The following is a 25,887-nucleotide window of genomic DNA, read 5'->3' on the forward strand; positions in this document are numbered from 1 at the left end:
GTCTCAACCTTTCTCGGGCATAGCCACCATATGGGTATCGGAAATGGATCGTAACGGGTAAGCCAGGCCGTCCTGGTCAAAATGGCTCCGGTAGGCGTTGTCGTACTCTTCACTTACGGACCGGCGGAAAATATTCCGTTCCTCACGCTGTAAAGGATCGATATCCGGAATTGCGGCGATGAGACGCTTGGTATAAATATGCCGGGGATTGTCAAAAATATCCTCAGGGGTCCCTTCCTCAACATGGCGCCCCTTGTACATAATGCCGATGCGGTCGCACATATGCCGGATGATACCGAGATCATGGCTGATGAACAAATACGTCAAATTCAGCTCCTTCTGTATATCCCGCAGGAAGTTCAGCACCTGTGCCTGAACCGATACATCAAGTGCCGAGACAGGCTCGTCGGCAATAATCAGCTTGGGCTTCAAGGCAATAGCCCGGGCTATTCCGATACGCTGGCGCTGGCCGCCAGAGAATTCATGCGGATATTTAAGCACATTGTCAGCACTAAGTCCGACCTGCTCCAGCAGCTCCTGTGTCTTCCGCATTTCCTCCTGCGGGGACAGCTTCTCGAAATTACGCAGTGGCTCGGCGATAATATCCAATACGCGTTTCTTTGGATTGAGTGAGGAGTACGGATCCTGAAAGATCATTTGCACATCACGGCGGACATTGTTCTGCTTGCGTGCACCTTTGGAAGCCAGATCTGCACCTTCGAACAGAATGCTGCCCCCTGTGATCTGATTAAGGCCGATAATAGCCCGGCCGGTAGTTGTTTTGCCTGAACCGGATTCACCGACAAGACCGTAGGTCTGGCCGGCCTCAATTGAAAGGTTGACACGGTCAACCGCCTTAACCTCGCCAACCTGACGACTGAACAGCCCGCCCCTGATTGGAAAGTGAACCTGCAGATCCTTAACTTCAAGCAATGCCATCGGTGCCTACCTCCTCCGTGCTATCCGGGAAATGAAAATGTCTGTAGCAGGTGCAGCGAACAAAGTGGCCCGGAGCAATTTCGTGAAGCTGCGGATTCTCCTCATGCGCAGAAGCATCAATCCAAGGCGTTCTTCCAGCAAAGCGGCAACCGATGCGCGGCAGATTCTTAAGCGAAGGCACAATCCCCTGTATAACATGCAGCCTTGACTTCACTTCTTTTACAGTAGGAATGGAGTTGAACAGGGATCTCGTGTACGGATGCTGCGGATTAGAGGTCAGTGTGTAAATATCGGCAATCTCCACGATTTGGCCTGCGTACATAACGGCCACACGGTCAGCCATTTCACTGACAACCCCGAGATCATGGGTGATAAGGATAATGCCTGCCTGCATATCCTTCTTAAGCTTTTTGATCAGCTCAAGAATCTGCAGTTGAATGGTCACATCCAATGCCGTTGTAGGTTCGTCGGCAAGCAGCAGCTGCGGCCCGTTTGCAATCGCGATAGCGATGATAACGCGCTGGCGCATACCGCCGGATAGTTCATAAGGGTATTGATGGTATGTATGTTCAGGGCGGGGGATGCCCACTTTTGTCAACAGATCGAGCACTTTCTCTTTTCTCTGTTTTTTGGAGAGGCTGGTGTCATGAAGCAGCAGTACTTCCTCGATCTGACTGCCTATAATCATCAGCGGATTTAATGCAGCTAAAGGGTCCTGAAAAATCATCGACATTTCTTTGCCGCGGACCTTATTCAGCATGCCGGGGGTCATTTGGACAATATCCTGCCCTTTGTAATTCACTTTCCCTTCAATCTTTGCCTTCGTATGCAGGCCCATTATGGAAAAAGCAAGCGCGCTCTTGCCTGAACCTGATTCTCCGACGATCGCCAGAATCTCATTTTTCTTCACAGTGAGCGTCACATCATCAACTGCAGCGTAGTACTGCCCTGCAATTTTGAAGGATGTCGTTAAATGCTCAATTCGAAGTAAGTCTTCACTCAAATTCATCACCCTAACACCAGGATTTTTTAGGCAAGGTATTTATGTCACATACAGTAACCCTACCAGCCAACTGTACTTTAAATTTTAGGATTATTATGGAAGCAATCCCTGAATGTTAGAGTTTATTCTAATTGACTCATGGTAAATTATCAATGATTTTCCTATAAAAAAAGTTTTTCATGTTAATTAACATGACAAATACGACAAATTCCGACTGTTATCGCTATTATTAGTTTGCGTTTTACGTAATATTTCATAGTTCACTCCATCCCTATCAACAAAAAAACCGATGAGTGCAGCAGGAAGACTCTCTTCCTGCTACATTCATCGGTTTGTATTGTCTTATGGAATCTCCAGCGGCTTATAAGCCCCGCCGCAGCCCCTGATTATGACGGATCTTCGCTTCATTGCCCTGCTCAGTAGCCTCATAGAACACCTTGCCGGCAATCGGCTTCGGCAAATACTCCTGCCGGACATAGTGGCCGGGGTAGTTGTGAGGGTACTGGTACCCTTCATGCCCTAGCTTTGCTGCGCCTTTGTAGTGAGTATCGCGTAAATGCAGCGGAACCTCTGCGGACTTCAGCTCTTCAATGGTATTCATGACGTTAGCGATTGCTACAACCACCGCATCGGATTTGGGACTTTCCACAGCGAACAGAATCGCCTGGGTCACATTCAGCCGCGCCTCCGGCCAGCCGTTGTTGCGGTAGGCGTCCAGCGCACTGACAGCCTGGACCATGGCCTGCGGGTTCGCCAGGCCGATGTCCTCGCTGCAGGCGGCGATCAGCCGCCGGATGAAGGTCATCGGGTCCATGCCGAGCTTCTCGACGGCATAGAGGAACCAGAACAGCGCGGCGTCGCTGGAGCCGCGGATGCTTTTGTGGAAGGCGGACAGCACATCGTATTGGGTAGACTCGTCCGCCTTGACGATCGGCCGGCGGATGGACTCCTCCGCCACAGCCAGTGTAATATGCACGCTGCCGTCCGGCTCGGGCGCTGTTGTCATCGCCGCCAGCTCCAGCGCGTTGAGCGCCCGGCGGATGTCGCCGTTCGCCATTGCCGCGATGTGCAGCAGCGCGTCTTCATCGGCCTGCAGCCGCATGAAGCCAAGCCCGTGCTGCTCATCGGCCAGCGCCCGGCGCATCGCTGCCATGCTGTGCTCGCTGGTCAAAGACTCCAGCTGGAACAGCGTGGAGCGGCTCATCAACGCCCCGTTCACATAGTGAAACGGATTCTCTGTCGTCGCGCCGATAAAGATAATGGTGCCCTTCTCGACGGCGGGCAGCAGCGCATCCTGCCGGGAGCTGTTGAAACGGTGCACCTCATCCAGAAACAGAATCGTCTTCGTGCCGTACAGCGCCTTGTTGCTCTGGGCTCGGTCGATCACCTCCCGCACATCCTTTACAGAGGCTTCAACCGCATTCAGCCGAACAAATTCGCCCTGCGTATGATTCGAAATAATATGGGCCAGCGTCGTTTTGCCGCAGCCCGGAGGGCCATACAGCAGAATGGACGAGACCTGGTCAGCCTCGATCGCCCTGCGCAGCAGCTTGCCCCGCCCGATAATATGCTCCTGTCCAATATATTCATCGAGACTTTGCGGACGCATGCGGTCGGCAAGCAGCCGGCCGCCTCCGGTATTGTCACCGAGTGAGAATAGATCCATCATTTCACTTCCTTGCTGTTAACTTTCAGGCAGACTGCGCCTGACAACCTCCCCTATCATACCACAAAATATAGAAAGAGCATGACCTCGCTCAGTTAAGCGGGTGCCATGCTCTTTGTTCAAATTTCAGGCTAGCGGTTCATCGCCAGCCGCATTTTTGAAATAATCTTGCGGATGCTTTCCTCAGATAAGTGGTAACGCTTCTGCAGCTCGTTCACCGAGCAGCCGCTGCTGTGACTGCAGAAAATCTCCTTGTTGCGGCTGGCAATCTCCTGCCTCGATCCGCTGTTCTCGCCCCATTTTACCCGTTGCTCCGACTTCTTAGGAATGTATAGCAATTCACCTTGAATGTATCCCTGAAGCTCTTCGAGCAGGCCCGGGGGGAGCACATCCTTTCCATTTACATAACTCACGTTGTGTTTCCTCCTTCAACAGGTGTGTCCCTTTGTGTCCGTCAATTGCCGCATCTAAAGTAATAATCATTGCACCTGCCTCCTTTCTTCAGCTCATATTTGGTAAATACCGTAAGTTCATTATATAAAACCCTATGGTTAGCGTCTACATTCAAAGTCATTTAATTATTTCCCCTCGGAGGGGCTTTCTCATTTCCGGTGTTGTAAGTAAGGAGGCCTTGCGGCCTCCCCGTTAACAGGATTTCCGCCGTTAGACGGAAACCACCTCGTATACTGAAATCATTGCAATCAGCCTCCTTCCAGAGTAATCTTGCCCGGCCGGACACTTATTATTAAGCCATAGCAGCTGCCTTGTTACAAGATCAAGAATAATTATAATCGTTCTTCACCAAAACAATGAATAACAGGCGGCTGTGGCCGGACGTAAAAAGGACCGCCCTGAACGTTCAGGGCGGTCCTTTCAGTATCTCATTAATTACCCGCGGGGGCCGGCCAGCCCATAACAGTCTCTTCCCCGGCTGTCTGCACATAAGCAGGCAGTTCCCCGCTGTGCAGCAGCCACAATTCATGCAGCGCACGGGTACAGCCGACATACATCAGCTTGGCATCCCAGGCTGCTGCCCCGTAATGGCTTGTATCGGCATCGGCCAGGATAACGGCATCGAACTCCAGTCCTTTGGACAGATAGACCGGCAGCACTGACAGCCCGCCGTGATACTGCGTCATACTGCCGTCAATGAGGTGGAGATCTGCAAACTGCCCGGCCAGTTCGGTGTACAGCTCCTCCGCTTCCCGCAGGCTGCGGGTCAGGACAGCAACTGTCCGGTATTCACGCCCGGACAGTGCCAGGAGCGCCGTTCTGACCGCATGCAGGCGCTCATCCGCTCCTGTAGCCGCCTGAGACGGCTCTGCGCCGTAACCGACCAGCCGGACCGGATTCCCGCTGCGGAACACCGGTACGGCCAGCAGCGGGCTCTGAACACCCGTTGAGAGAATTCCGTTGGCAAATTCTATGATCTCCATCGTTGAGCGGTAGCTTCGCGTCAGCGCGTGATAGGCGGTATGCTCAGGCGCGAACAGGGTCTGCATTTCAGCCCATTCGTGCACCCCTTTATAAGCATGGATGCCCTGTGACAAATCCCCAAGAATCGTGAAGGAATGGCCTTTCACATACAGATCCAGCACGGCAATCTGAAAAGGCGAGAAATCCTGCGCTTCGTCGATGACAATATGGTCGAAACGCTCAGTGCCCTCATTACCGCTGAGCAGATAATGGATATAGAGCAGCGGCGGCAGATCTTCCTCACGCAGAATGCCTTTTTTGAGATCCTTCGCCGTCTCCTTCAGCACCCCCGTGGGGATGAGCTCTGATGCTTCAGCCGGCCAGTCCTCCGGCACCTTGGCAGCGCGGAAGATCTGCTTGTAGATCATCAGCGGATCATATTTCGGCCATTTGCCGCCATACGTCTTCTCCTTGGATGCAGCCTTCTTCTTCCGTTCCTTCAGCGCAGCCGCTGACGGGCTCTTCTTCAGCTCCATTTCGATCCAGCGGTGAATCCGCGCCATTACCCGCTCCTTGCGCTTCAGCGGCGGATAAGGGGCGTATTCCTCGTTGTGCCAGCGCAGAATCATCGAACGGCGCAGCACAGCGCCTTCCCAGGGGCTGAAATCCCCTTCAGGTACCGCTCCCGTCTCCAGCTGCCTGATGGCCGATTCAATCACTTCCATCAGCACTGTAGAGCCTTTGAAGCGGCCCGGGGTTTCTTCCGTAATGGCTGGCATACCGCCCTCCGCTTCGAACCAGCGGTTCAGCGTCTCTGCCGTATTCTGTTCGGGCAGCTCCAGATTCAGCACATTCGCCGCCCAGTCCGGGAACGTGCTCTGGGCAATGTTGCCGACCCCGAGCTCCGGCAGCACATCGGAAATATAATCGAGGAACATCCGGTTCGGAGCAAAAATAATCATTTTCTCCGCCGATACCTGCTCCTTGTATTGGTACAGCAGGAAAGCCAGCCGGTGCAGAGCGACTGTAGTTTTACCGCTCCCCGCCACCCCCTGGATGATCAGCGCCGTATTCTTCACCGCACGGATAATTCTGTCCTGCTCCTCCTGAATCGTAGAGACGATGTCGCGGAGCCGGTTATCCTTGTTCTCACCCAGCCGGTAAACGAGGAATTCATCCGATACCGCCGGTGCGTCGCTGTCCCGGTTGTATGTATCCGCAACCCGTTCCAGGATCTGCTTGCGGATCACCACGTTGCGTTTCAGATACACGAGCCCTTCAATCAGTCCTTCAGGGGCTTCATAAGAGGCCGGATCGGTTCCTCCGGTAAATGAATAAAACAGGCTTGCTACCGGGGCACGCCAGTCAATAACCAGCGGGCGGTCGCTTACCTGCTCACGGTCTACGCCGATTTTGCCGATATACAGGGGCTGTGGCGCTCCATCGCCGCTGCCCTGGAAATCCAGCCGCCCGAAATAGGGCTCAGGCCGGAGCCTGGCCAGGTCTTTGCGCCGCTGCTCCCTGGAATCCTCCAGCACCTGCTCCGTATAATCATGTCCGGTATACACCGGGGTATTACGCAGTTTAGTCAGAATCGAATCAATTTCGGTAAGTGTGCTGTTCAGCCTGTCTTCTTCCTCTTGATAGGCACTTTGAAAGTTGTCCTCCAATTTCAGTTACCTCCTAAAAGTTTATGTGTATAACGATCTGTGCAAAGCTGATAACACTTACACAAAAAGGATACTCATCATAGCACAACAGATGTACAAAATCCAGAATTATCTATCCGGCTAAACGATGTGCTTTCCGCAGCAGTTTACCCCATAAAAGCATGCAGCACAAAGTTGGCTACAAACAGCCCGGCAATCCCATACAGCGCCGGAGGCACATCCTTGCCTTTCCCCGTAGCCAGCTTAACAATCGGATAGGTGATGAAGCCGAACGCCATACCGTCCACAATGCTGTAAGTGAAGGGAATCATGACCATTACCAGAAAAGCCGGGAACAGCTCTGTCATGTCGCTGAGATCCATCTCCCGTACGTTCTGGACCATCAAGCCGCCGATGACGATCAGAATTGGGGCGATAGCACTGTCCGGCACATAAGCCAGCAGAGGGATAAACAGGAAAGTCGCTCCGAACAGCAGTCCGGTAACCAGTGAGGTCAGGCCGGATTTGCCGCCTGCCGCGATGCCTGCAGTTGATTCTGCCGCTGCAACTACCGGACTGCTGCCGAACAGGCCTGCTGCAATGTTGGCGATAGAGAGCGCCCGCAGGCTGCTCTTGAACCGTTCCGGCCGTCCGGCCATCAGTGTCTGCGAGGAGATCAGCCCGATATTTTCAAAGACAACAATCAGCAGCAGCAGGAATACGGCAATCCAGAACACCAGGCTGACCATTCCGCTCCAGTCCATACCGGCAAAAACATCACCATAGCCAGTGAATACATGGCCTGATTCTGTTGTTTCCGGCTTATGCGCAGCCCCTAGCAGATAGGCAAGTCCCGTGCCGGCAATCATGCTGATCAGCAGCCCGCCGCGCGTTCCGCGGATAAACAGCACCAGCGCCAGAATAAGCGTTACACAGGAAGTGATAACCGCCGGATCACTAAAATGGCCGATAGCCACAAAGGTAGTCCGGTGGGCGATCACAATTCCGCTTTTCTGCAGGCCGATAAAGGTCAGAAACAGCCCGATCCCGACCGTGATCGCATGCTGCAGGTTATGGGGAATCGCTTCGCTGAGAATCCGGTACAGCGATGTGAACGCAACGACTGCAAACAGCACGCCGGTTACCACCACTACCGCCAGCGCTTCGCGCCAGTCCAGCTTCATCGAATGGACCAGGGTATAGGTGAAGAAGGCGTTGATCCCCATGCCCGGCACCACAATAATCGGCGTTTTGCCGCCAAAGGCCATCAGCAGGCAGCCTGTGACCGCAGTCAGCAGTGTAGCTACCATCCCCGCTCTAAGCGGCATGCCTGCATCATGCAGAATGGCCGCATTGACCATCACAATATATACAGAGGCAAAATACGACAGGATTCCTGCAGCCCATTCCCGTTTCCAGTTATCGCCCGGCTCCAGTCCCACGCTCTTCCGCCAAAAATTCGAGTTCATTGTAAAACCTCCACAGATTGTTAAGTTCCGCTGGCTATTACCCGGTTTTAAAGACTTGTAACCGGCAAACCGCAATAAAAGGGCGTGCAGCCGGATAACCGGCTGCTTACGCCCTTCGTCCACCATTCATTTATTTGTAGCCGTAGCCCATTTTATACGTTAACGCCGCCGGCTTTCAGCAGATCGTTAACAGCTACACTGACCATAATCAGGCCGACAACCGGCGGTACGTACGAATTGCTCGCCGGCGGCTGCTTGGCTTTACGGCGGTCCGGTGCATCAGCCGGAACGATCTGTTCCGTTACATCCACACGCGGCTTCACCGGTACTTCAGTTGAGAAGACAACCTTGACGCCTTTTTTGATGCCGTCTTTGCGCAGCTTTTGCCGGATTACGCGGGCAATCGGGTCCATTTCCGTTTTGGAAATGTCGGCTACCTTAAAGCGCGTAGGGTCCATTTTGTTGGCTGCGCCCATACTGGAAATCATCTGAATGCCTCTGGACAGGCATTCCTTGATCAGATGGATTTTGTAGATAATCGTATCCGATGCATCAATGACAAAATCCGGTTTAAGGTTGAACAGCTCCTCATAGGTTTCATCTGTATAAAACATGTTGAGGGCAATGGCTTCAATTTCCGGATTGATCAGCTTAACACGTTCCACCATCAGATCAGCCTTTTTCTGGCCGATTGTGGTGGTGAGCGCATGAATCTGGCGGTTGATATTGGTGATATCGACCGCATCCTTGTCGATCAGGATAATTCTGCCGACACCTGAGCGGGCCAGTGCTTCAACAGCCATGGCTCCGACGCCGCCAATTCCCAGCACTGCTACGGTGCTGTTCTTGAGAATTTCCAGACCCTCCGGCCCGATGGCCAGCTCTGTACGCGAGAACTGATGCAGCATAAGGTTCACGCCTCCTTTATTATGCGGCCTGCGGAGCCGCTTCTTGCCTGTCCGCTGCTCCGCAGGCATGTAGTTTAGTTAGTTTTTCACTTTTTCCGGCTTCGGCGCCAGCTTTATATGCAGCTGCTCCAGCTGTGCAGCATCAACCGGGGACGGTGCATCCATCAGAAGGTCGGTTGCACTTGCCGTTTTCGGGAAGGCAATCGTTTCACGCAGGTTCGTGCGTCCGGCCAGCAGCATTACCAGACGGTCAAAACCGAAGGCAATCCCGCCGTGCGGAGGCGTGCCGTATTCGAACGCATCCATCAGGTAACCAAACTTCTCATAAGCCACTTCAGGCGAGAAGCCCAGTGCTTCGAACATTTTTTCCTGAACATCGCGCTTGTAGATACGCTGGGAGCCGCCGCCCACTTCATAACCGTTAAGTACGATATCGTAGGCCTGTGCACGGATCGCACCAGGATCGGTATCGAACAGGTGCAGGTCCTCGTCCATCGGACGGGTGAACGGATGATGCTCAGCTACATAACGTTTCTGTTCTTCATCGTAGCCCAGCAGCGGGAACTCAGTAACCCAGGCAAATTTGAACACACTGTCATCAATCAGGCCCAGCTGGCGGCCAATCTTCAGGCGCAGGGCACCCAGTACATCGGCAACTACCTTTTTGTTGTCAGCGGAGAAGAGCAGAAGGTCGCCATCTTCAGCACCAGTACGTTCTTTTACAGCAGCAATTTCTTCTTCAGTGAAGAATTTAACGATCGGGCCTTTGAATTCCCCGTCCTTCACCTGAATCCAGGCCAGCCCCTTCGCACCGTAACGTGCAGCATAAGGTCCGAGATCGTCGATTTCCTTACGTGTCCAGGTTCCGCAGCCTTTGGCGTTGAGAACCTTCACTTCGCCGCCTTTTTCAATAACGGAAGCAAAGACCTTCACACCGCTGCTGGCAACGATATCGTTCATTTCAATAAGCTCCAGGCCAAAGCGCAGATCCGGCTTATCTGAACCGTATTTGCCGATCGCTTCGGCATAGGTGAGACGCTGGAACGGCACAGCCACTTCCACGCCGATTGTTTCCTTCAGCAGACGCTGCATCAGCGTTTCCATCATGCCAAGCAGCTCATCCTGCGGCACGAATGAAGTCTCGATGTCGACCTGCGTGAATTCCGGCTGGCGGTCAGCACGCAGATCCTCATCGCGGAAGCAGCGGGCGATCTGGTAGTAGCGCTCGATGCCGCCGACCATAAGCAGCTGCTTGTAAATCTGCGGCGATTGCGGCAGTGCGAAGAATTCGCCTTCATGCACCCGGCTTGGCACCAGATAATCGCGTGCGCCTTCCGGGGAGCTTTTAGTCAGAATCGGTGTTTCTACATCAATAAATCCTTCACCGTCCAGGAAATCGCGGAAAATCTTCGCCGCTTTCGAACGGAGCAGCAGCGTCTTGTGCATTTCCGGACGGCGCAGGTCAAGGTAACGGTATTTCATCCGCAGCGACTCATCCACTTCCACGCCGTCTTCGATGAAGAACGGAGGGGTTTTGGCGGCATTCAGCACTTCGATTTCCGTGATTTGCACTTCAATCTCACCGGTCGGCAGGTTGCGGTTCACTGTTTCTTCATCTCTCTTAACAACTTTACCCGTAACGGAGAGCACGTATTCACTGCGTACCTTATCGGCGATTTGCAGTGCTTCACCGGAATAATCCGGGTTGAACACGATTTGTACAATACCGGTACGGTCGCGCAGATCAATGAACAGCACGCCTCCAAGGTCACGGCGTGTCTGTACCCAGCCGTTCAGTGTTACAGTCTGGCCGATCTGTTCCGGCGTTAATTGTCCGCAATGATGACTTCTACTCATAATTTATCCTACCCTTTCATGGTTAAAATACGTGTTAGCCGGTTTTTAGACCAGCGCCTGCGCCAGCTCTTCCAGCTTGACTGTCTTCTGCTCACCTGTCTCCATTGACTTCAGGGCAATGACTCCGCTGTTCAGCTCGTCTTCGCCCAGAATCGCCGTATACCGCGCTGACATACGGTCGGCCGACTTCATCTGCGCCTTCATTTTACGGCCGAGATAGTCGCGTTCTGCAGAGAAGCCCTGGCTGCGCAGCAGGAACAGCTGCTTCGTAATTTCCTGATCCGCAGCCTCTCCCAGCGCCACGAAATACACATCCAGCGGTTTCACAGTTTCCAGCTCCACGCCCTGGCTCTCCAGAATCAGCAGGATCCGCTCCAGCCCGATTCCGAAGCCGATGCCCGGCTGATCCGGTCCGCCGATTTCTTCCACCAGGCCGTTGTAGCGGCCGCCTCCGCCGACTGTATCGATGGAGCCGATGCCGGCTGCTTTATATTCAAACGCGGTATGCGTGTAATAATCAAGTCCGCGGACCAGACGGGGATTGATGCTGTACTCAACGCCCATGGTATCGAGGTGTGTCTTGACCTTTTCAAAATGGGTAGTGCACTCTTCATCAAGACTGTCCAGAATGGACGGCGCACCGCCGAATTTATCCTGGTCAACCTTGCAGTCGAGCACCCGCAGCGGATTGCGTTCCATCCGGCGCTGGCAGTCACTGCACAGAGAATCGCGCATCGGTCTCAGGAAATCCAGCAGCTTCTCACGGTAGGCGGCACGGCTTGGCGCATTACCCACGGAGTTCAGCTCGACTCTGACTTCTTTGAGGCCGAGATCTTTGTAAAACTGATATCCCAGCGAGATCACTTCCGCATCAATGGCCGGATCCACTGCGCCGAACGCCTCAATGCCGAACTGGTGGAACTGCCGGTATCTTCCCGCCTGCGGACGCTCATAACGGAACATCGGGCCGATGTAATACAGCTTGCTGGCATCCGGCTCGCCGTACAGCTTGTTCTGCACATAAGCGCGCACAACGCCAGCGGTTCCTTCCGGACGGAGCGCCAAATCACGGTCGCCTTTATCCTTGAAGGTGTACATTTCGCCTTCCACAATATCCGTTGTTTCACCGACACCGCGCTCAAACAATCCGGTGTGCTCAAACATCGGTGTGCGGATCTCCCGGTAATTGAACCGGCGGCAGAGATCTCTGGCCTTGCCTTCAACATACTGCCATTTCTCTACAGCACCTGGAAGCACATCCTGTGTACCTGTAGGTTTCTCGAATCTTTCTTTAGCCACAGCCTATCCCTCCTGAAAATAACCCCTCTTGCTTAACATGCTTATACCTTAGTCTGCACAGTTTCAAGTAGAAACGGCTTCGCCGTCCTTCAGAGAAGGCGGCAACCGGTCCTGCGAGAAATATCAGACCTGTATAAGTCCTTAGACTTATACGTTCTGATATTTCAAAAAAAGCAAAAAATCCCTCGCCTCTGTTCATTACAAACAGGGACGAGGGATTATCATAAACGATTATTCACCCGTGGTACCACCCACATTCCGGATTCATTCACCATAATTGAATCCGCTCTAAGCGGTTAACGCCCGCCTACGCGCTCCGGCTACTGATCTCAGGCACTTAAGCTGCCTTGCGTTCGCCGTGCGTTCTCGGGGAAGTCATTCATCCGGTCATCAACAGAATCCTTACAGCCGTGCCGAAGCGGGTATAGCGCCTACATTAAGGGCGATAGCCGGTTCTGCGGGGATTCCTCTCTGGGGTCGTGGTTCTCGGATTACTTGGTCCCGTCATCAAAACATTATAAACATTTCGTATATTGTTAGATTCTACTGAACCACTGCGCTAAAGTCAAGGAAGGAAATAAAATTTTATGTGAATTTTGAGGAGTACGTTCTAATAAAAAAAAAGTGACCTGCAGCCGATTGCTGCAGGTCCATCATCATATATTATAAAAAAGGGGGTCATGCTTCTATTATAGACACCCTATATTAAGGATTCATGAATGCAATATTACGGTTGTATTACAGAAAAGAAAGCGTTTTATTTAGTGGGACATTCTCTGTCCGCCGCAGCACAAACATACTTTACACCACGGCACTCTGAGCTGTCCAGTGATTTTTTGTTATATATAAATAGCCCCGGACAATCCGTATGGACCGTCCGGGGCTGCTGTAGACCGCGGACTGCGAAGCAGTCAACAGTTCAGTCTTCCCTGTATTATTCAAATACCTCAACATAAGCATGCTTGCCGCGCAATGTCTCTACAACCTCATTATAGTGCTCCTCTGAAGTCTTCAGGGACATTACAATATGCACATCGCTCAGGTCGACGTCCTCGTTAACATCTGTGTCACGCAGAATGTCATTGTCTGCGTCAACATCGGAGCGTCTCAGCCCCTCATCCTCGTCGTTGACTGCCGCCGGAACCACTGCCGCTCCGCTCAAGGCGCCCGCCGTTCCTGCCACGCCCATTGTCCCGCCGGTAATCACTGAATTGTTGTACGGAACTAGCGGCAAAAGAAGATTCGGTCTGCGGTCCCTGCCGGAATCCAAGGGGTCTGTCAGCGGGGAAATTTCCAGCGCCTCCACACTGAATGGAATCAATGCCGTTTTAGCGCCTTCTGCTTCACTTTCCGTTCTGAAATAAGCCTGAATTCTTCTGGTCATGATTGTTCCCTCCTTCAATATTGGTTGATTACAGGACCTTCAGCAGCTCGCGCACAAAGGCAGGTTCATCTTTCGGCGTACGCGATGTTATATAATTGCCGTCAATGACGACCTCTTCATCCTTAAACTCCGCTCCTGCGTTAACGACATCATCCTTGAGCGGCGGGTAGGAAGTAATGGTACGTCCTTGAAGCAGGTCTGCACTGATCAGAATCTGCGGTCCGTGACAGATGGATGCAATCGGAATACTGGAAGCATTGGCTTCCTTCACAAAAGCAAGCACATCTTCGTCCAGCCGCAGATTTTCCGGGGACGAACCGCCTGGGATCACGATTGCGTCATAGTCACCGGCCTTTACCTCGCTGATGGCTTTATCTGCAGCATAGGAAACGTTTCCCTTTTTGCCCAGCAGCGTCTCATTCTTTTTCAGACCTATAATTTCAGCCTGATGCCCTGCCTTTATAACCTCATCGTAGGGTACCTTCATTTCGGAATCTTCAAAACCGCTGGCGAGCAGAAATGCTACTTTACTCATTTGGATAAGTTCTCCTCTCCGCTATTTTGTTCTCGCTTTCTTATTACCCGCAATGTACGGATTTCTAACGATACTAAACGCTTCCACCCAAAACTTGGCGGATTTTATGCTTTAAGCTTGTAAGCAGCCCTGTAAATCTCAGGTACGCGGCAAAAGCCCCTGGCTCCTGCCCTTCATAAGCGCAGCATCCTCCTGCTGCCCTGACTCTCTCGCTACTGCCGCCGCTTCCACAGCACTCCCTGCCGTGTAGGCCGGAATACGGGTCCATGCCCATGATTTTGGAGAATATCTCATTTCGGTTTACCTGCCCCTGTCAAAATTTCAATCCTCCCTAGTTTATCCTGGGCAAGCCCGCTCTATCCCCGGCACGCTGCCGTCAGGCCATGCGTAAGAGCAACTTCCTGCCCCCGGCAACCTATGAATGCTGTAACAAAAAAAGCCGCAGACTGCTCCTGTGCGGAACAACCTGCGGCACTGCATATTTATATGTTCTGCGGGTTCTCTAGTCCCGGCTGTCCAGGATGAGCGTCACCGGCCCCCAGTTGGTAAAGGAGACATCCATCATTGCGCCAAACACGCCGGTCTCCACCTGGAGCCCGCCGGCTCTCAGCTCCTGATTGAAATAATCATACAGCTGCTTGGCCTCGCCGGGAGCCGCGGCAGCCATGAAGTTCGGCCGGCGGCCTTTGCGGCAGTCCCCGTATAGTGTAAACTGCGATACCGACAAAACTGCTCTTCCGGTATCCGTAACACTAAAGTTCATTTTGCCGGCATCATCTTCAAAGATGCGCAGTCCGGCTATTTTGTCGGCCAGATATTTGGCATCCTTCTCCGTATCCCCGTGCGTTACGCCGATCAGCAGCATCAAGCCTTCATTAATCGCTCCTGTTACCGTCCCGTCCGCCGTAACCTTTGCTTCCTTACAGCGCTGTACTACTGCTCTCATGCGGCGTCTTTCAGCTCCTTACGTTATTGCATAATCCGGTTAACTGTATATACGTCCTTCACACGCTTTACCCGGTCGACAACCGACTGCAGATGATCCGTATTGCGGATGAGAATCGTCATGTGAATCATCGCCATCTTGTTTTTGTCGGAGCGTCCGGTGACTGCTGATATATTCGTCTTACTCTCCGACACTGCCTGCAGCACCTCATTAAGCAAGCCGTTGCGGTCATGGCCTGTAATCTCAATATCGACGCTGTAGTTAGCTTCCATACTGCCTTCCCACTCTACCTCAATCACCCGTGCTGATTCTTCCCCGTCACCGTCGGTCGGAATATTCGGACAGTCCTCACGGTGCACAGACACGCCGCGCCCGCGGGTTACATATCCGACAATATCGTCACCCGGTACGGGGTTGCAACATCGTGCGAAGCGGACAAGCAGGTTATCAATGCCCTTGACCCGTACACCGTTGGTAGGCTGGTTGCGGTTTCCGCCGCTGGATTTGATCTCCTTCATCTCGGTAGACAATTCCAGATGGTTGGCGGCTTCCTCCTGCTCCCTGCGCAGTTTCTCGGTCAGCTTATTTGCAATCTGCGAAGCGGTGATGCCCCCGAAGCCGACAGCGGACAGCATATCCTCGACGTCGCCGAAGGCGAACTTCTTGGCTACGTCATTCAGCTTATCCTCGGTCAGGAAATCAGAAACCTCCATGTTAAGCCGCTTCAGCTCGCGTTCTACCGCTTCCCGGCCTTTTTCGACATTTTCCTCGCGCTTCTCTTTCTTGAACCACTGCTTGATCTTGCTGCGCGCATGCGAGGATTGGGCAATTTTCAGCCAGTCGCGGCTCGGGCCGTAAGAGTTCTTGGACGTCAGAATTTCCACGATATCGCCAGTCTTCAGCTTATGGTCGAGCGGCACAATCCGTCCGTTTACCTTGGAGCCGATCGTCCGGTTACCAACCTCAGTATGAATCCGGAAGGCAAAATCCAGCGGAACCGAGCCCGCCGGCAATTCCACTACCTCACCCTTAGGTGTAAAGACGAATACTAGGTCAGAGAAAAAGTCCATTTTGAGTGATTCTACAAACTCTTCGGCATCCTTGGCTTCATGCTGCAGCTCGAGAATTTCCCGGAAAAACGGCATACGGTTCTCCGGATTTCCGCTATTGCTTGTGCCTTCTTTATACGCCCAGTGTGCGGCAATCCCGAATTCCGCGGTCCGGTGCATTTCCCACGTTCGGATCTGCACCTCCGTCGGCTCTCCGCCCGGACCTACCACGGTAGTATGCAGGGACTGATACATGTTTGCTTTAGGCATAGCGATATAATCCTTGAACCGGCCAGGCATCGGCTTCCAAAGAGTATGAATTATCCCTAACGTAGCGTAGCAGTCCTTGATATTATCCACGATAATCCGGATGGCCAGCAGGTCATATATCTCATTAAACTGCTTGTTTTTGGTGCTCATTTTATTATAAACACTGTATATATGCTTCGGGCGTCCAGACAGATCCCCGTCGATCCCCATTTCATCAAGCTTGGCACGGATTCGGCCGATTACGCTGTCGATGAACTGCTCGCGTTCCGCCCGTTTCTTATGCATCAGATTGGCAATACGGTAGTACTGCTGCGGGTTCAGATAACGGAGGGCGATGTCCTCCATCTCCCATTTAATCGCGGAAATACCGAGCCGGTCAGCAATCGGACAAAAAATCTCCAGTGTTTCATAGGAAATCCGCCGCTGGCTCTCCTCCGACTGGTACTTGAGCGTCCGCATATTGTGCAGCCGGTCCGCCAGCTTAATAACAATGACCCGGATATCCTGAGCCATAGCGATGAACATTTTGCGGTAATTCTCATTCTGCTGTTCTTCCTTGGAGCGGAAGCGGATGCGTTCCAGCTTGGTCAGACCATCCACGAGCATGGCGCAGGTATCACCGAACTTCTCACGGATCTGCTCCAGCGACACAGTTGTATCCTCAACGACATCATGCAGCAGCGCTGCAATAATGGAAATGACATCCATCTGCATATTGACGACAATATCTGCAACCGCCAGCGGATGCAGTATATATGGCTCCCCCGACTTGCGCACCTGCCCGTAATGAGCCTGATCGGCAAACTCGTAAGCATCCCGGATGCGGAGAAGATCTTTTTCTTTTATATAGGCGCCGGCCTTTTCAACTAATTGCTCTATGCCCATTCTCGTCGTATCCGTTTCCTTTCTATAGAAAAATTCCATATAGGAGTTTCTCGAAAATGTTGTTGAATCCTTGCTTTTGGTTATATTCCGAATCCTTCATAATAAAATAAACCCGCAAGTGAAACCCTATTTGCAGGTCTTCAGCTCTTCCGAGCGGCACTGTACGCAGTTTAAAGTTGTTTATAATTATGACGCTTAGGATGCATTACGTCAACACTTCCCATCGCCTGGCGTAGAACCGTTTCTGCAAAGAATAGAAGGATAATTTATGACAAAAATAAATAAAGTCCAATCTTTTTCAAAAATGTTGTTGTCAAACGGCGTCGTACTATTTAATCTAGTAAAGGCGGTTTTCGCCAAGTTAAGACAAAACCACATAGAGAAAGAGAAGTGAACTCCATTGCAACGCGAAATTCAAGTTAACGAGAAACTCCCGTTCGGCCCTGGCTTTCTGCTGAGCCTGCAGCATCTGTTCGCCATGTTCGGCAGCACCGTGCTCGTCCCTAACCTGTTCGGAGTAGATCCCGGCATGATTCTGCTGATGAACGGTATCGGCACCCTGCTTTATATTCTGATCTGCCGCGGCAAAATCCCCGCCTATCTCGGGTCAAGCTTCGCTTTTATCTCACCGGTGCTCAGTGTGCTGACTAAATATCAGGGAGATCATCAGCATGGATATTCGCTTGCACTGGGTGCTTTTATTGTTACCGGTGTTATCTTTATTCTTGTCGCATTAATCGTCCGTTATGCCGGAACCAGCTGGATTGATGTTGTATTCCCTCCTGCTGCCATGGGTGCTATCGTAGCAACAATCGGACTTGAGCTGGTACCGGTTGCCGCACGCATGTCCGGACTGATTGCTCCTGAAGGCGTTACGGACTGGACTCCGGACGGTAAAGCCATTACATTGTCATTGGTTACACTGGGAGTTACCGTTATTGGTTCTGTTATGTTCCGCGGCTTCCCCAAAATCATTCATATCCTCATCGGTATCGTCACCGGTTATGTGCTGGCCTACATCATGGGACAGGTCAATACCGGAGCTATTGCCGACGCCAGTTTCTTATCCCATCCGACGATTACTACCCCTTCATTCGACTGGCAGGTTATCCTGACCATCATTCCTGTATCCCTGGTTGTAATTGTTGAACATATCGGCCATCTGCTTGTAACCAGCAACATTGTAGGTAAAGACCTGACTAAAGATCCCGGACTTGACCGTTCCCTGCTCAGTAACGGGATATCGACTGTGCTTTCCGGTTTTGTAGGCTCCACACCAAACACTACTTACGGTGAAAATATCGGCGTTATGGCTTTGACCAAAGTGTACTCTGTTTTCGTAATCGGCGGAGCGGCTATCATTGCTATTCTGCTGTCGTTCTCGGGAACCTTCTCTTCCATTATTGCCAACATCCCGCAACCGGTTATGGGCGGCGTGTCCCTGCTGCTGTTCGGAGTAATTGCAGCGTCGGGTCTGCGTATTTTCGTAGAACAGAAGGTTGATTTCTCTAAAGCAAGCAACATGATCCTCGCCACACTGGTTCTGGTTGTCGGCATCAGCGGCATCTCGCTTAACATCTATGGCGTGCAGCTCAAAGGTATGGCGCTGGCTACTATTGTAGGTATCGTATTGTCTCTGTTCTTCAAACTGATTGAAGTACTCGGCTTGTCTAATGAACAGGATTCGGAGAAATCTGCGCACTAACTATAAAAGTGAACAAGAGCTGTCCCAAATGCTGATAAGCAGCTGCCGGGGCGGCTCTTGCTGTTCTATGACAAAAGACTAAAGACACTTATGTCTCTTATGTGTATCTATTTACTTGTCAGCCGAAACACAACTATTCCTCCGCCTCGATAATGCGATTTCCCCCTTTAGTCCTGTCCATTTGCATTATCGCGGAATTAGCACAATGAATAACAAAAAAGTGGACAGCTGTCGTTATTCGACAGCCGTCCACTTTTTATTTCCCGGGAAAAGGTCACCGGTACTTAAACATAATTTAATCTTCGTAATTCAACAAAGAGATTACTTCGATCTCCGAGAGCTTGTTACGGCCAGCCAGCTGGACCAGCTCAATCAGAAATGCTGCTCCGACAACCTTGCCGCCAAGTTGCTCCACCAGGCTGACAGAAGTAGCGATGGTTCCGCCGGTTGCCAGCAGGTCATCAGCGATAAGTACATTTTGACCCGGTTTGATTGCATCGGTGTGGACAGCAAGTGTATCCTTGCCATACTCCAGGTCATAACCTACTTCGATTGTTTCGTAAGGAAGCTTGCCGCTTTTACGGATCGGAACAAAGCCGACTCCCAGCGCGTAAGCCAGCGGAGCGCCAACTACAAAGCCGCGGGCTTCCGGTCCGGCGATTACATCAATGTTCAGATGGGATACCAGCGCTTTGAGCTCATCAATAGCTGCGCGGTAAGCTTCCCCGTCTTTAAGCAGAGTCGTAATATCTTTAAAGCTGATTCCCGGTTGCGGGAAATCTTCAATCACGCGAATATTGTTTTTGAAATCCAATAGTATCATCTCCTGAAAGTTTTGTGAGCATGAGCCCACTTTAATTCCTTCGTACAAAACTTACTTCGGAAGCAGCTGCTTGGTTTGTGAGGATTACCTCACCGATTTCGCTTCGAACAAACTCGCTTCGAAAGCATCCGCTTAGTTTTGTGAGCATGAGCCCACTTTAATTCCTTCGTACAAAACTTACTTCGGAAGCAGCTGCTTGGTTTGTGAGGATTACCTCACCGATTTGTTCAATACTGCAAGTTGCTCCAGCCTACGACGCACCCTGGCGGCGGGCCAGCATCCAGCTCTCCAGCTCGCGGGCGCTGCCTTCCATAAAATACTGCTCCATCTCCGCGGTTTGGCCTAACCGGACAAAATGGCGGGAGGTAGACAGATTTTTAGCTGCCGGCTGGGACACAAATGAGATCATTCCGCCGGTGCGCTCGATAAAATCAAGCTCCTCAAATACATCCAGCATCCTGCCCAGCATCCGTACACTTAGCGAAGACTGGCGGCTAAGCCGCAGCAGCACCTCATGCTCCGGTACTGCCGAAGCGGCAATGGAGGCCAGCAATTTATATAATACCTTAAAATGATCACGGGTTGGAACCTGCAGGCGGTCACGTCCCTCACGTACAGCATGCAGCAGCGCAATGTTCTCCGCCTGCGGGAAAGCGGCAAGCAGAGCATCGAGCTGCTCCGGCGACTCCGGCATGTCCAGCAGGCAGAGCAGCGACACCTTTCCGCTTGGCTCAGCTTGTCCATGAGACAGGGCGTTAATTCCGCCATCCTCATCGTAAACCCACAGTGACATGCCTTTCAGGTCGCTGAGCGGCGACAGCCGGCTGTTCTGGAAAACAGCAGCGGCGGTAAAAGGCGTGCTGCCGCTGTACGGCTGCAGCACCTCCTTGAGGCGGACAGCCTGCCTTACGGCATCGGCTGTTCCCCGGAGATCAAACAGCTGCGCCTCCGGCACGGCCAGATCCTGCAGCATCAGCTGCGGCTTACGGGAGCCGTTCCACTCATTGACCGACAGCTCAGCCAGCACGTCAACAACGGTTCCCCCGGGCAGCAGCTCGGCCAGAGCACCTTTTCCGAAGGCTACCGCTTCGATGGTGTGCCGTCCCTGCTGCAGGACCAGCTTTAGGTGCTTGCCTTCCTGGCCCATCTTGCGGGTCTCTTTCACTGCCGCCCCGCGCACAATGAATTTGGGCAGCGGATTGGACATGCCGAAGGGAGCAAGGCGCTCCATTTCGAGTGCAGCCTGCAGCGTCAGATCGGCTACAGCAGTTTCCCCATCTGCAGCGGTTACCGGAATCAGAGCCTCCGGCGTCAACACCTTGGCGGCATATTCATTCAGGGCTGCCGCAAAAGCATCCAGATTGTCGCTGTGCAGGCTCATGCCGGCAGCAGCCGGATGGCCGCCGTAATGGTCCATTAATCCGGCGCAGGAAGTCAGCGCCTCGTAAATGTCCAGTCCGGGAATCGAGCGGGCTGAGCCCTTGCACATGCCCGTCTCCGGATGAATATCAAGGATAATGACCGGGCGGTAATACCGCTCAAGCAGCTTGGAGGCAACGATCCCGACAACCCCGACATTCCAGCCCTTGTCAGCCAGCACAATAATATCCGGCGGCTGTCCGTCACCGATCTGCCCTACCAGCTTGTCCGTAGCTTCCGCTACAATCCGTTCAACGACCATCTGGCGTTCTTTATTGAGCAGATCAAGTTCACTCGCCAGGTGTCCAGCCTCCATGCTGTCAGCGGTAGTCAGAAGGGCTACCGCCCGGCCTGCATGATCGAGGCGGCCGCTGGCGTTAATCCGCGGTGCCACACCAAATGCAATATTTATTGCGCTAACGGTATTCATCGTTATCCCGCTCACCTCAAGCAGTGATCGTACACCGGGAAACGGGGATTTCCGCATACTGGCAAGCCCCTTGCGCACCAGGCTGCGGTTCTCGCCCAGCAGCGGCATCAGATCCGCTACTGTGCCGATTGCGGCAATTTCACTCCACTCTTCAGGTACATTGCCGTCAAGCAGGGCTTCGGCAAGCTTGTAAGCCACTCCTACCCCGGCCAGCCCTTTGAACGGGTATGGGCAATCCGGCAGCTTAGGGTTAATCAAAGCGAACGCTTCCGGCAACAACTCAGGCGGTTCATGGTGATCCGTCACAATAACATCAATCCCCAGCTCAGCGGCGTAGGCGATCTGATGTACTGCGCTGATCCCGGTATCTACCGTAATAACAAGCGAAACACCTTGCTGGACAGCCCAGTCGAGCGCATGGTTATGCAGCCCGTAGCCTTCATTGGAGCGGTGCGGAATATAGATATCAAAGGAAGCGCCAAGATGGCGCAACAGATAGATCATCAGGGACGTGCTGGAGACACCGTCAGCATCATAATCCCCATACACTAGAATATGTTCCTCATCTTGCAATGCCCTTCTGATCCGCGGCACAGCCTCAGTCATTCCTTTGAGCAGATATGGATCATGGCTGTCATCCGCTCCTCCGTCCATGAACATCAATGCTTCATCCGGAGCAGTAAATCCCCGGGTTACAAGCAAGGAAGACAGGAGCGGAGAAACAGAAAGGCTCCGGGCCAATTCCATTACTTTATCGGGATCAGCTGCCGGAGATTGCCATGTTGTTTTTGAATGAAGCAATTGAGCTCACCTTTCTCTCGCCTTGCGGCTTACTGAAGCAGCGTCGGAATATCATTGTCCGCAAGCTGGTGGTTTGTTTTATAGGGATATCCGGGATCGTACGGCACTACATCCATATGAACCTCGCCTACATGGACAAAACGGTGCTGCAGCAGCTTTCTCGCACACTCCGCGATATCCTGGGCCTCTACAACCGTAATCCGCGGATTGACGCTGATTTTGACCTGAAGATTCACGTACCGGCCCTGTTCTACCGCCTGAAGATGCTCTACGCGGATTACACCGTGCACCCGGCCGACCGTTTCAATAAAATTAGCCGCTTCCGCCGAAGGCAGCTCCTGGCTTGTTTTACCGTAGACCGAAGCAGCAATCATGCTATACCCCTTACGGAGTATCAGGCAGCTGGTCAACAGGGCAGCAACCGGGTCCATGTACAAAAGCGGGCTCCAGCCGACATATCCTCCGACCATAGACAGCGTAATTCCGATTAAAGCGGCTATCGAGCTATACAAGCTAAAACGGTGGCTGTCTGCATAAGCGGCATGACTGCCGTCGCCAATTTTCTTGAAATAACGGTATTGGTACTGGAAAATGCCCTCTTTAACTATAATTGAAATAAGAACCGTAACAAGTGCAGCAGGCGGAACTGTCGATAAATGTCCTCTGGTTAAATCCCGGATGGCGGAAAAAGCGATCTGCAGTCCCGACATCAGAATCAGCACGGAGAAAAGAACAGCGATGATCGGCTCTTTGCTGCTCTTGCCGGCCCCTGCACGGCGGACTGATTTAGGCTGCTTAGCCTGTACCGGGCGCCAAGGGAGAGCTTCCGCCAGCCTGGCTGCAGCGTCTGCTCCGGAATATAAGGCATCGCCCAGCAATGCCTTACTGCCCGTGAAATAACCGACACCGCCTTTAGCCAGAGCCAGTACAGCATCACTGACGATTCCGTTCCAGGCAACCGTCTCACTTTGCGGTGATTGTTTGTCATTCATAACGAGCCCTCCTTACCTGGTAGCAAGTAATCTCATGTTGAGGCATACACCTGTCAGCCAGCTCCAAAGATTCCGAAAAGCCGCGTCGTCGTTGACGCGGCTTTTCGGGGCATTAAAGCTGAAGCTTAGGCCGGATTGTTTTTTACAGCAGCAGGCTTCTGGCGCTTCTTGAGCAGCAGCCAGAGCGGACTTGCGATAAAGATCGAAGAATAAGCTCCGAAGAGCAAACCGATAACCATAGCGAGCGAGAACATTTTAATCGATGCTCCGCCCATCACAAGCAGGAAGAATGCGGCAATAAATACCGTAAAGGCTGTATAGAGGGACCGCATAAGCGTCTGGGATATACTCTTGTTGACCAGCACTTTAAGGTCCTCATACGTTTTCTGTTTGCCGAATCGCAGGTTTTCACGGATACGGTCAAAGATAACGATAGTATCATTGATGGAATAGCCGATAATCGTAAGCACCGCGACAATGAACGTCAGATCCACTTCCAGACGGAAAATGGAGAAGATTGCCACTACCATAAATGCATCATGGAGCAGGGCAATAATGGCCGCCACGGCGAAACGCCATTCAAACCGGATACTTACATAAATGATAATCCCCAAGCTGGACAGAAGCACGGAGTAAATAGCGTTGCGCGCAAGCTCTTTGGCCATCTCCGGGTCAACCGTATTAATTTCATAGGAAGCCTGAGCATCCAGCTTGCTGATTGCCGATTTCAGCGCTTCACTCTGCGTACTATCGAGCTCTTCATCATAACGGATGTTCACACGCTGGTCACCGACCGTAATGCTCGGCTCATGTTCAATCCCCAGACCGTCTAATGCCGGCTGAAGCTCAGCCTGTGTAAGATTCTTGGACAACGATACATCCACGTTAGAACCAGCTCTGAAATCTACACTGTAGTTAAGCCCCAGGAAACCCAGGAAAACTACACCAAGTACAGTAAGTACAATAGAGAAAATAAAGAAGTATTTACTCCAATGCACGTAATCCATATCTTTATTAAAGCGCACGGATGTCACTCTCCTTTACCCCAAATTGCTTAGGTTTCTTCAGGGCGCCGGCTTTGACCAGCACCGAAATCAGCCAATGGGCAAAATAGAGGTTGGTTACGATACTGAGCACAATTTCTACAATCAGTATCAAGGCGAAGCCTTTAACCGCGCCGGTACCGAAGGCGAACATAACAGCCGCTACGATAATGGTTGTTACGTTAGCGTCCATAACGGTCCGGAAGGAGGTTTTGTTACCCGCTTTGACAGAGGACATAATACTCTTGCCGCTGCGCATCTCTTCTCTTATCCGTTCATTGGTAATGATATTGGCATCGACGGCCATCCCTATACCGAGGATAAACGCGGCAATACCCGGAAGTGTCAGGGTAAAGTCGGCAACGACAAATACCAGAATCAGCAGCCAGGTGTGAAGGATCAGCGCGAAGCTGGCCAGAACACCGGGAAGACGGTACATAGCGATCATAAAGATCAAAATAATCAGGGAACCCACAAGGCCTGCTCTGACTGTCTGGTCAAGAGACTGTTTACCAAGGGTTGCGCCAACGCTTTGCGAGTATTTCTCGGTCAGCTTCAGCGGCAGTGCGCCGAGGTTAATGGTATCGGCCAGTTCACGTGCTTCATCTAACGTATAGTTACCCGAGATTGATGCTTTCCCGTCAGTCAGTTCTGCTCTTACAAACGGAGCCGACAGCAGATTCTCATCCAGGTAGATAGCAAGCTCTTTCCCAAGCAGGCGCTTGGTAATTTCAGCGAATTTATCCTTATCTTTAATGCTGATGCTGATCTCCGGCTGGTTCAGATTACTGCGTTGAACCTCTGCCGCACCTTCAACAAAATCACTGCCCACGAGCTCGATCTTGCTGTATACGCCCGCTGCATCGCCCTCGGCGGCACTGCGGAATGTCAAAACAGCAGGTTCTTTCATCTTCTCGCGGACTTCAGCCTCGTCAGTAACGCCGGCAATCTTCAGACGAATGCGGTCTGTTCCCTCCGTGGTTACTTCAGGCTCACTTGTGCCCAGTGCGTTAGCGCGCTTCTCAAGGCTCTTCGCGGTTTGCTGCAGTGAAGCTCTGGTCAGTTCGCCGCCCGTATCCATCGGCGAAGCCTGATACAGAATCTCAAAGCCGCCTTTCAGGTCGAGACCCAGACGGACCTTGTCCAGCAGACCGGGGGTTGTAAACGCCATGACGCCGGTTAAAACGAGCACGGTAATGATAAAGCTCAACAGTCTCTTCATGCTCTTGCTAGTTCCCCTTTCATTACTCAATATTCCTATTATAGCTACGTGCGAAATCACCGTCAATTAAAGGAAAACTGACGGTGTTCTAATCACACAAAGAAACGGCCGGCGTGCACTGATCGGCAAGCCATCCGTTTGGATAGGTGGTGCTTGGTTATCCCCTCTTACTTTACT

20 protein-coding genes are annotated in these 25,887 nt (G+C 52.2%); 1 reads left to right on the top strand and 19 read right to left on the bottom strand.

What is annotated here, in order from left to right; translation table 11 throughout:
* Nucleotides 1-3: 3 nt before the first annotated feature.
* The 14 genes from NST84_RS23475 to NST84_RS23540 all read right to left on the bottom strand — a co-directional run bounded on the left by NST84_RS23475 (nt 4) and on the right by NST84_RS23540 (nt 17,275).
* Nucleotides 4-939 (bottom strand): ATP-binding cassette domain-containing protein, encoded by a 936-nt coding sequence (locus NST84_RS23475; protein WP_342562531.1) that lies wholly within the window; start codon nt 937-939, stop codon nt 4-6.
* On the bottom strand, nt 926-1,942 hold the full coding sequence (locus NST84_RS23480; RefSeq protein ID WP_342562532.1) for an ABC transporter ATP-binding protein: 1,017 nt from the start codon (nt 1,940-1,942) through the stop codon (nt 926-928). Before NST84_RS23480 ends, NST84_RS23475 begins: the two co-directional genes overlap by 14 nt.
* A 361-nt stretch (nt 1,943-2,303) precedes the next feature.
* Nucleotides 2,304-3,608, bottom strand: a complete 1,305-nt coding sequence (locus NST84_RS23485) for a replication-associated recombination protein A (protein WP_342566504.1) — start codon at nt 3,606-3,608, stop codon at nt 2,304-2,306.
* 131 nt (nt 3,609-3,739) lie between these two features.
* Nucleotides 3,740-4,021: a CD3324 family protein gene (locus NST84_RS23490; RefSeq protein ID WP_342562533.1), complete on the bottom strand. Its 282-nt coding sequence runs from the start codon at nt 4,019-4,021 to the stop codon at nt 3,740-3,742.
* Between the two features lie 471 nt (nt 4,022-4,492).
* Nucleotides 4,493-6,694: a UvrD-helicase domain-containing protein gene (locus NST84_RS23495; protein ID WP_342562534.1), complete on the bottom strand. Its 2,202-nt coding sequence runs from the start codon at nt 6,692-6,694 to the stop codon at nt 4,493-4,495.
* Between the two features lie 146 nt (nt 6,695-6,840).
* On the bottom strand, nt 6,841-8,142 hold the full coding sequence (locus tag NST84_RS23500) for an NCS2 family permease (RefSeq protein WP_342562535.1): 1,302 nt from the start codon (nt 8,140-8,142) through the stop codon (nt 6,841-6,843).
* 152 nt (nt 8,143-8,294) lie between these two features.
* Nucleotides 8,295-9,050 carry a tRNA threonylcarbamoyladenosine dehydratase gene (locus tag NST84_RS23505; protein WP_342562536.1) on the bottom strand — a complete coding sequence of 252 codons (756 nt, stop codon included), beginning with the start codon at nt 9,048-9,050 and terminating at the stop codon, nt 8,295-8,297.
* A gap of 78 nt (nt 9,051-9,128) precedes the next feature.
* Nucleotides 9,129-10,907: an aspartate--tRNA ligase gene (gene aspS / locus NST84_RS23510; RefSeq protein ID WP_342562537.1), complete on the bottom strand. Its 1,779-nt coding sequence runs from the start codon at nt 10,905-10,907 to the stop codon at nt 9,129-9,131.
* A gap of 45 nt (nt 10,908-10,952) precedes the next feature.
* Nucleotides 10,953-12,206, bottom strand: coding sequence for a histidine--tRNA ligase (gene hisS / locus NST84_RS23515; protein WP_342562538.1), 1,254 nt, complete (start codon nt 12,204-12,206; stop codon nt 10,953-10,955).
* 934 nt (nt 12,207-13,140) lie between these two features.
* The gene (locus tag NST84_RS23520; RefSeq protein ID WP_342562539.1) at nt 13,141-13,590 is read right to left on the bottom strand and encodes a hypothetical protein; all 450 of its coding nucleotides are present in this window, start codon (nt 13,588-13,590) and stop codon (nt 13,141-13,143) included.
* A gap of 28 nt (nt 13,591-13,618) precedes the next feature.
* The gene (locus NST84_RS23525) at nt 13,619-14,125 is read right to left on the bottom strand and encodes a type 1 glutamine amidotransferase domain-containing protein (protein WP_342562540.1); all 507 of its coding nucleotides are present in this window, start codon (nt 14,123-14,125) and stop codon (nt 13,619-13,621) included.
* A gap of 138 nt (nt 14,126-14,263) precedes the next feature.
* Entirely contained in the window at nt 14,264-14,419 is a 156-nt protein-coding gene (locus tag NST84_RS23530) for a hypothetical protein (RefSeq protein ID WP_342562541.1), read from the bottom strand.
* Nucleotides 14,420-14,627: 208 nt separating this feature from the next.
* Nucleotides 14,628-15,071, bottom strand: coding sequence for a D-aminoacyl-tRNA deacylase (dtd, locus tag NST84_RS23535; RefSeq protein WP_342562542.1), 444 nt, complete (start codon nt 15,069-15,071; stop codon nt 14,628-14,630).
* 23 nt (nt 15,072-15,094) lie between these two features.
* Nucleotides 15,095-17,275, bottom strand: coding sequence for a bifunctional (p)ppGpp synthetase/guanosine-3',5'-bis(diphosphate) 3'-pyrophosphohydrolase (locus tag NST84_RS23540; protein ID WP_342566505.1), 2,181 nt, complete (start codon nt 17,273-17,275; stop codon nt 15,095-15,097).
* A 400-nt stretch (nt 17,276-17,675) separates the two neighbouring features.
* On the opposite strand from NST84_RS23540, the gene uraA reads away from it, so the two are divergent.
* Complete coding sequence (uraA, locus tag NST84_RS23545) at nt 17,676-18,980, top strand: uracil permease (RefSeq protein WP_342562543.1); 1,305 nt, start codon at nt 17,676-17,678, stop codon at nt 18,978-18,980.
* A 295-nt stretch (nt 18,981-19,275) separates the two neighbouring features.
* Here uraA and NST84_RS23550 read toward each other — a convergent pair whose 3' ends face one another.
* The 5 genes from NST84_RS23550 to secD form a co-directional block, all read right to left on the bottom strand.
* A complete protein-coding gene (locus tag NST84_RS23550; protein WP_342562544.1) occupies nt 19,276-19,794 on the bottom strand; it encodes an adenine phosphoribosyltransferase in 519 nt (172 codons plus the stop codon).
* A 259-nt stretch (nt 19,795-20,053) separates the two neighbouring features.
* Nucleotides 20,054-22,399, bottom strand: a complete 2,346-nt coding sequence (gene recJ, locus NST84_RS23555; protein WP_342562545.1) for a single-stranded-DNA-specific exonuclease RecJ — start codon at nt 22,397-22,399, stop codon at nt 20,054-20,056.
* A gap of 83 nt (nt 22,400-22,482) precedes the next feature.
* Entirely contained in the window at nt 22,483-23,445 is a 963-nt protein-coding gene (locus tag NST84_RS23560; RefSeq protein ID WP_342562546.1) for a cation diffusion facilitator family transporter, read from the bottom strand.
* 125 nt (nt 23,446-23,570) lie between these two features.
* Nucleotides 23,571-24,470 carry a protein translocase subunit SecF gene (gene secF / locus NST84_RS23565; RefSeq protein WP_342562547.1) on the bottom strand — a complete coding sequence of 300 codons (900 nt, stop codon included), beginning with the start codon at nt 24,468-24,470 and terminating at the stop codon, nt 23,571-23,573.
* Nucleotides 24,460-25,710 carry a protein translocase subunit SecD gene (gene secD, locus NST84_RS23570; RefSeq protein ID WP_342562548.1) on the bottom strand — a complete coding sequence of 417 codons (1,251 nt, stop codon included), beginning with the start codon at nt 25,708-25,710 and terminating at the stop codon, nt 24,460-24,462. The genes secF and secD overlap by 11 nt, the downstream gene beginning before the upstream one ends.
* Between the last annotated feature and the right edge of the window lie 177 nt (nt 25,711-25,887).

It is taken from the genome of Paenibacillus sp. FSL R7-0345 (assembly GCF_038595055.1).
Taxonomy (GTDB): Bacteria; Bacillota; Bacilli; order Paenibacillales; family Paenibacillaceae; genus Paenibacillus_AQ.

Bases quoted from the DNA above. Each gene is read 5' to 3' on its own strand.
- NST84_RS23475 (WP_342562531.1), bottom strand. From the start codon at position 939: ATGGCATTGCTTGAAGTTAAGGATCTGCAGGTTCACTTTCCAATCAGG.
- NST84_RS23485 (WP_342566504.1), bottom strand. From the start codon at position 3,608: ATGGATCTATTCTCACTCGGTGACAATACCGGAGGCGGCCGGCTGCTT.
- NST84_RS23500 (WP_342562535.1), bottom strand. From the start codon at position 8,142: ATGAACTCGAATTTTTGGCGGAAGAGCGTGGGACTGGAGCCGGGCGAT.
- NST84_RS23505 (WP_342562536.1), bottom strand. From the start codon at position 9,050: ATGCTGCATCAGTTCTCGCGTACAGAGCTGGCCATCGGGCCGGAGGGT.
- aspS (WP_342562537.1), bottom strand. From the start codon at position 10,907: ATGAGTAGAAGTCATCATTGCGGACAATTAACGCCGGAACAGATCGGC.
- NST84_RS23520 (WP_342562539.1), bottom strand. From the start codon at position 13,590: ATGACCAGAAGAATTCAGGCTTATTTCAGAACGGAAAGTGAAGCAGAA.
- NST84_RS23525 (WP_342562540.1), bottom strand. From the start codon at position 14,125: ATGAGTAAAGTAGCATTTCTGCTCGCCAGCGGTTTTGAAGATTCCGAA.
- NST84_RS23530 (WP_342562541.1), bottom strand. From the start codon at position 14,419: ATGAGATATTCTCCAAAATCATGGGCATGGACCCGTATTCCGGCCTAC.
- dtd (WP_342562542.1), bottom strand. From the start codon at position 15,071: ATGAGAGCAGTAGTACAGCGCTGTAAGGAAGCAAAGGTTACGGCGGAC.
- NST84_RS23540 (WP_342566505.1), bottom strand. From the start codon at position 17,275: ATGGGCATAGAGCAATTAGTTGAAAAGGCCGGCGCCTATATAAAAGAA.
- recJ (WP_342562545.1), bottom strand. From the start codon at position 22,399: ATGGAATTGGCCCGGAGCCTTTCTGTTTCTCCGCTCCTGTCTTCCTTG.
- NST84_RS23560 (WP_342562546.1), bottom strand. From the start codon at position 23,445: ATGAATGACAAACAATCACCGCAAAGTGAGACGGTTGCCTGGAACGGA.
- secD (WP_342562548.1), bottom strand. From the start codon at position 25,710: ATGAAGAGACTGTTGAGCTTTATCATTACCGTGCTCGTTTTAACCGGC.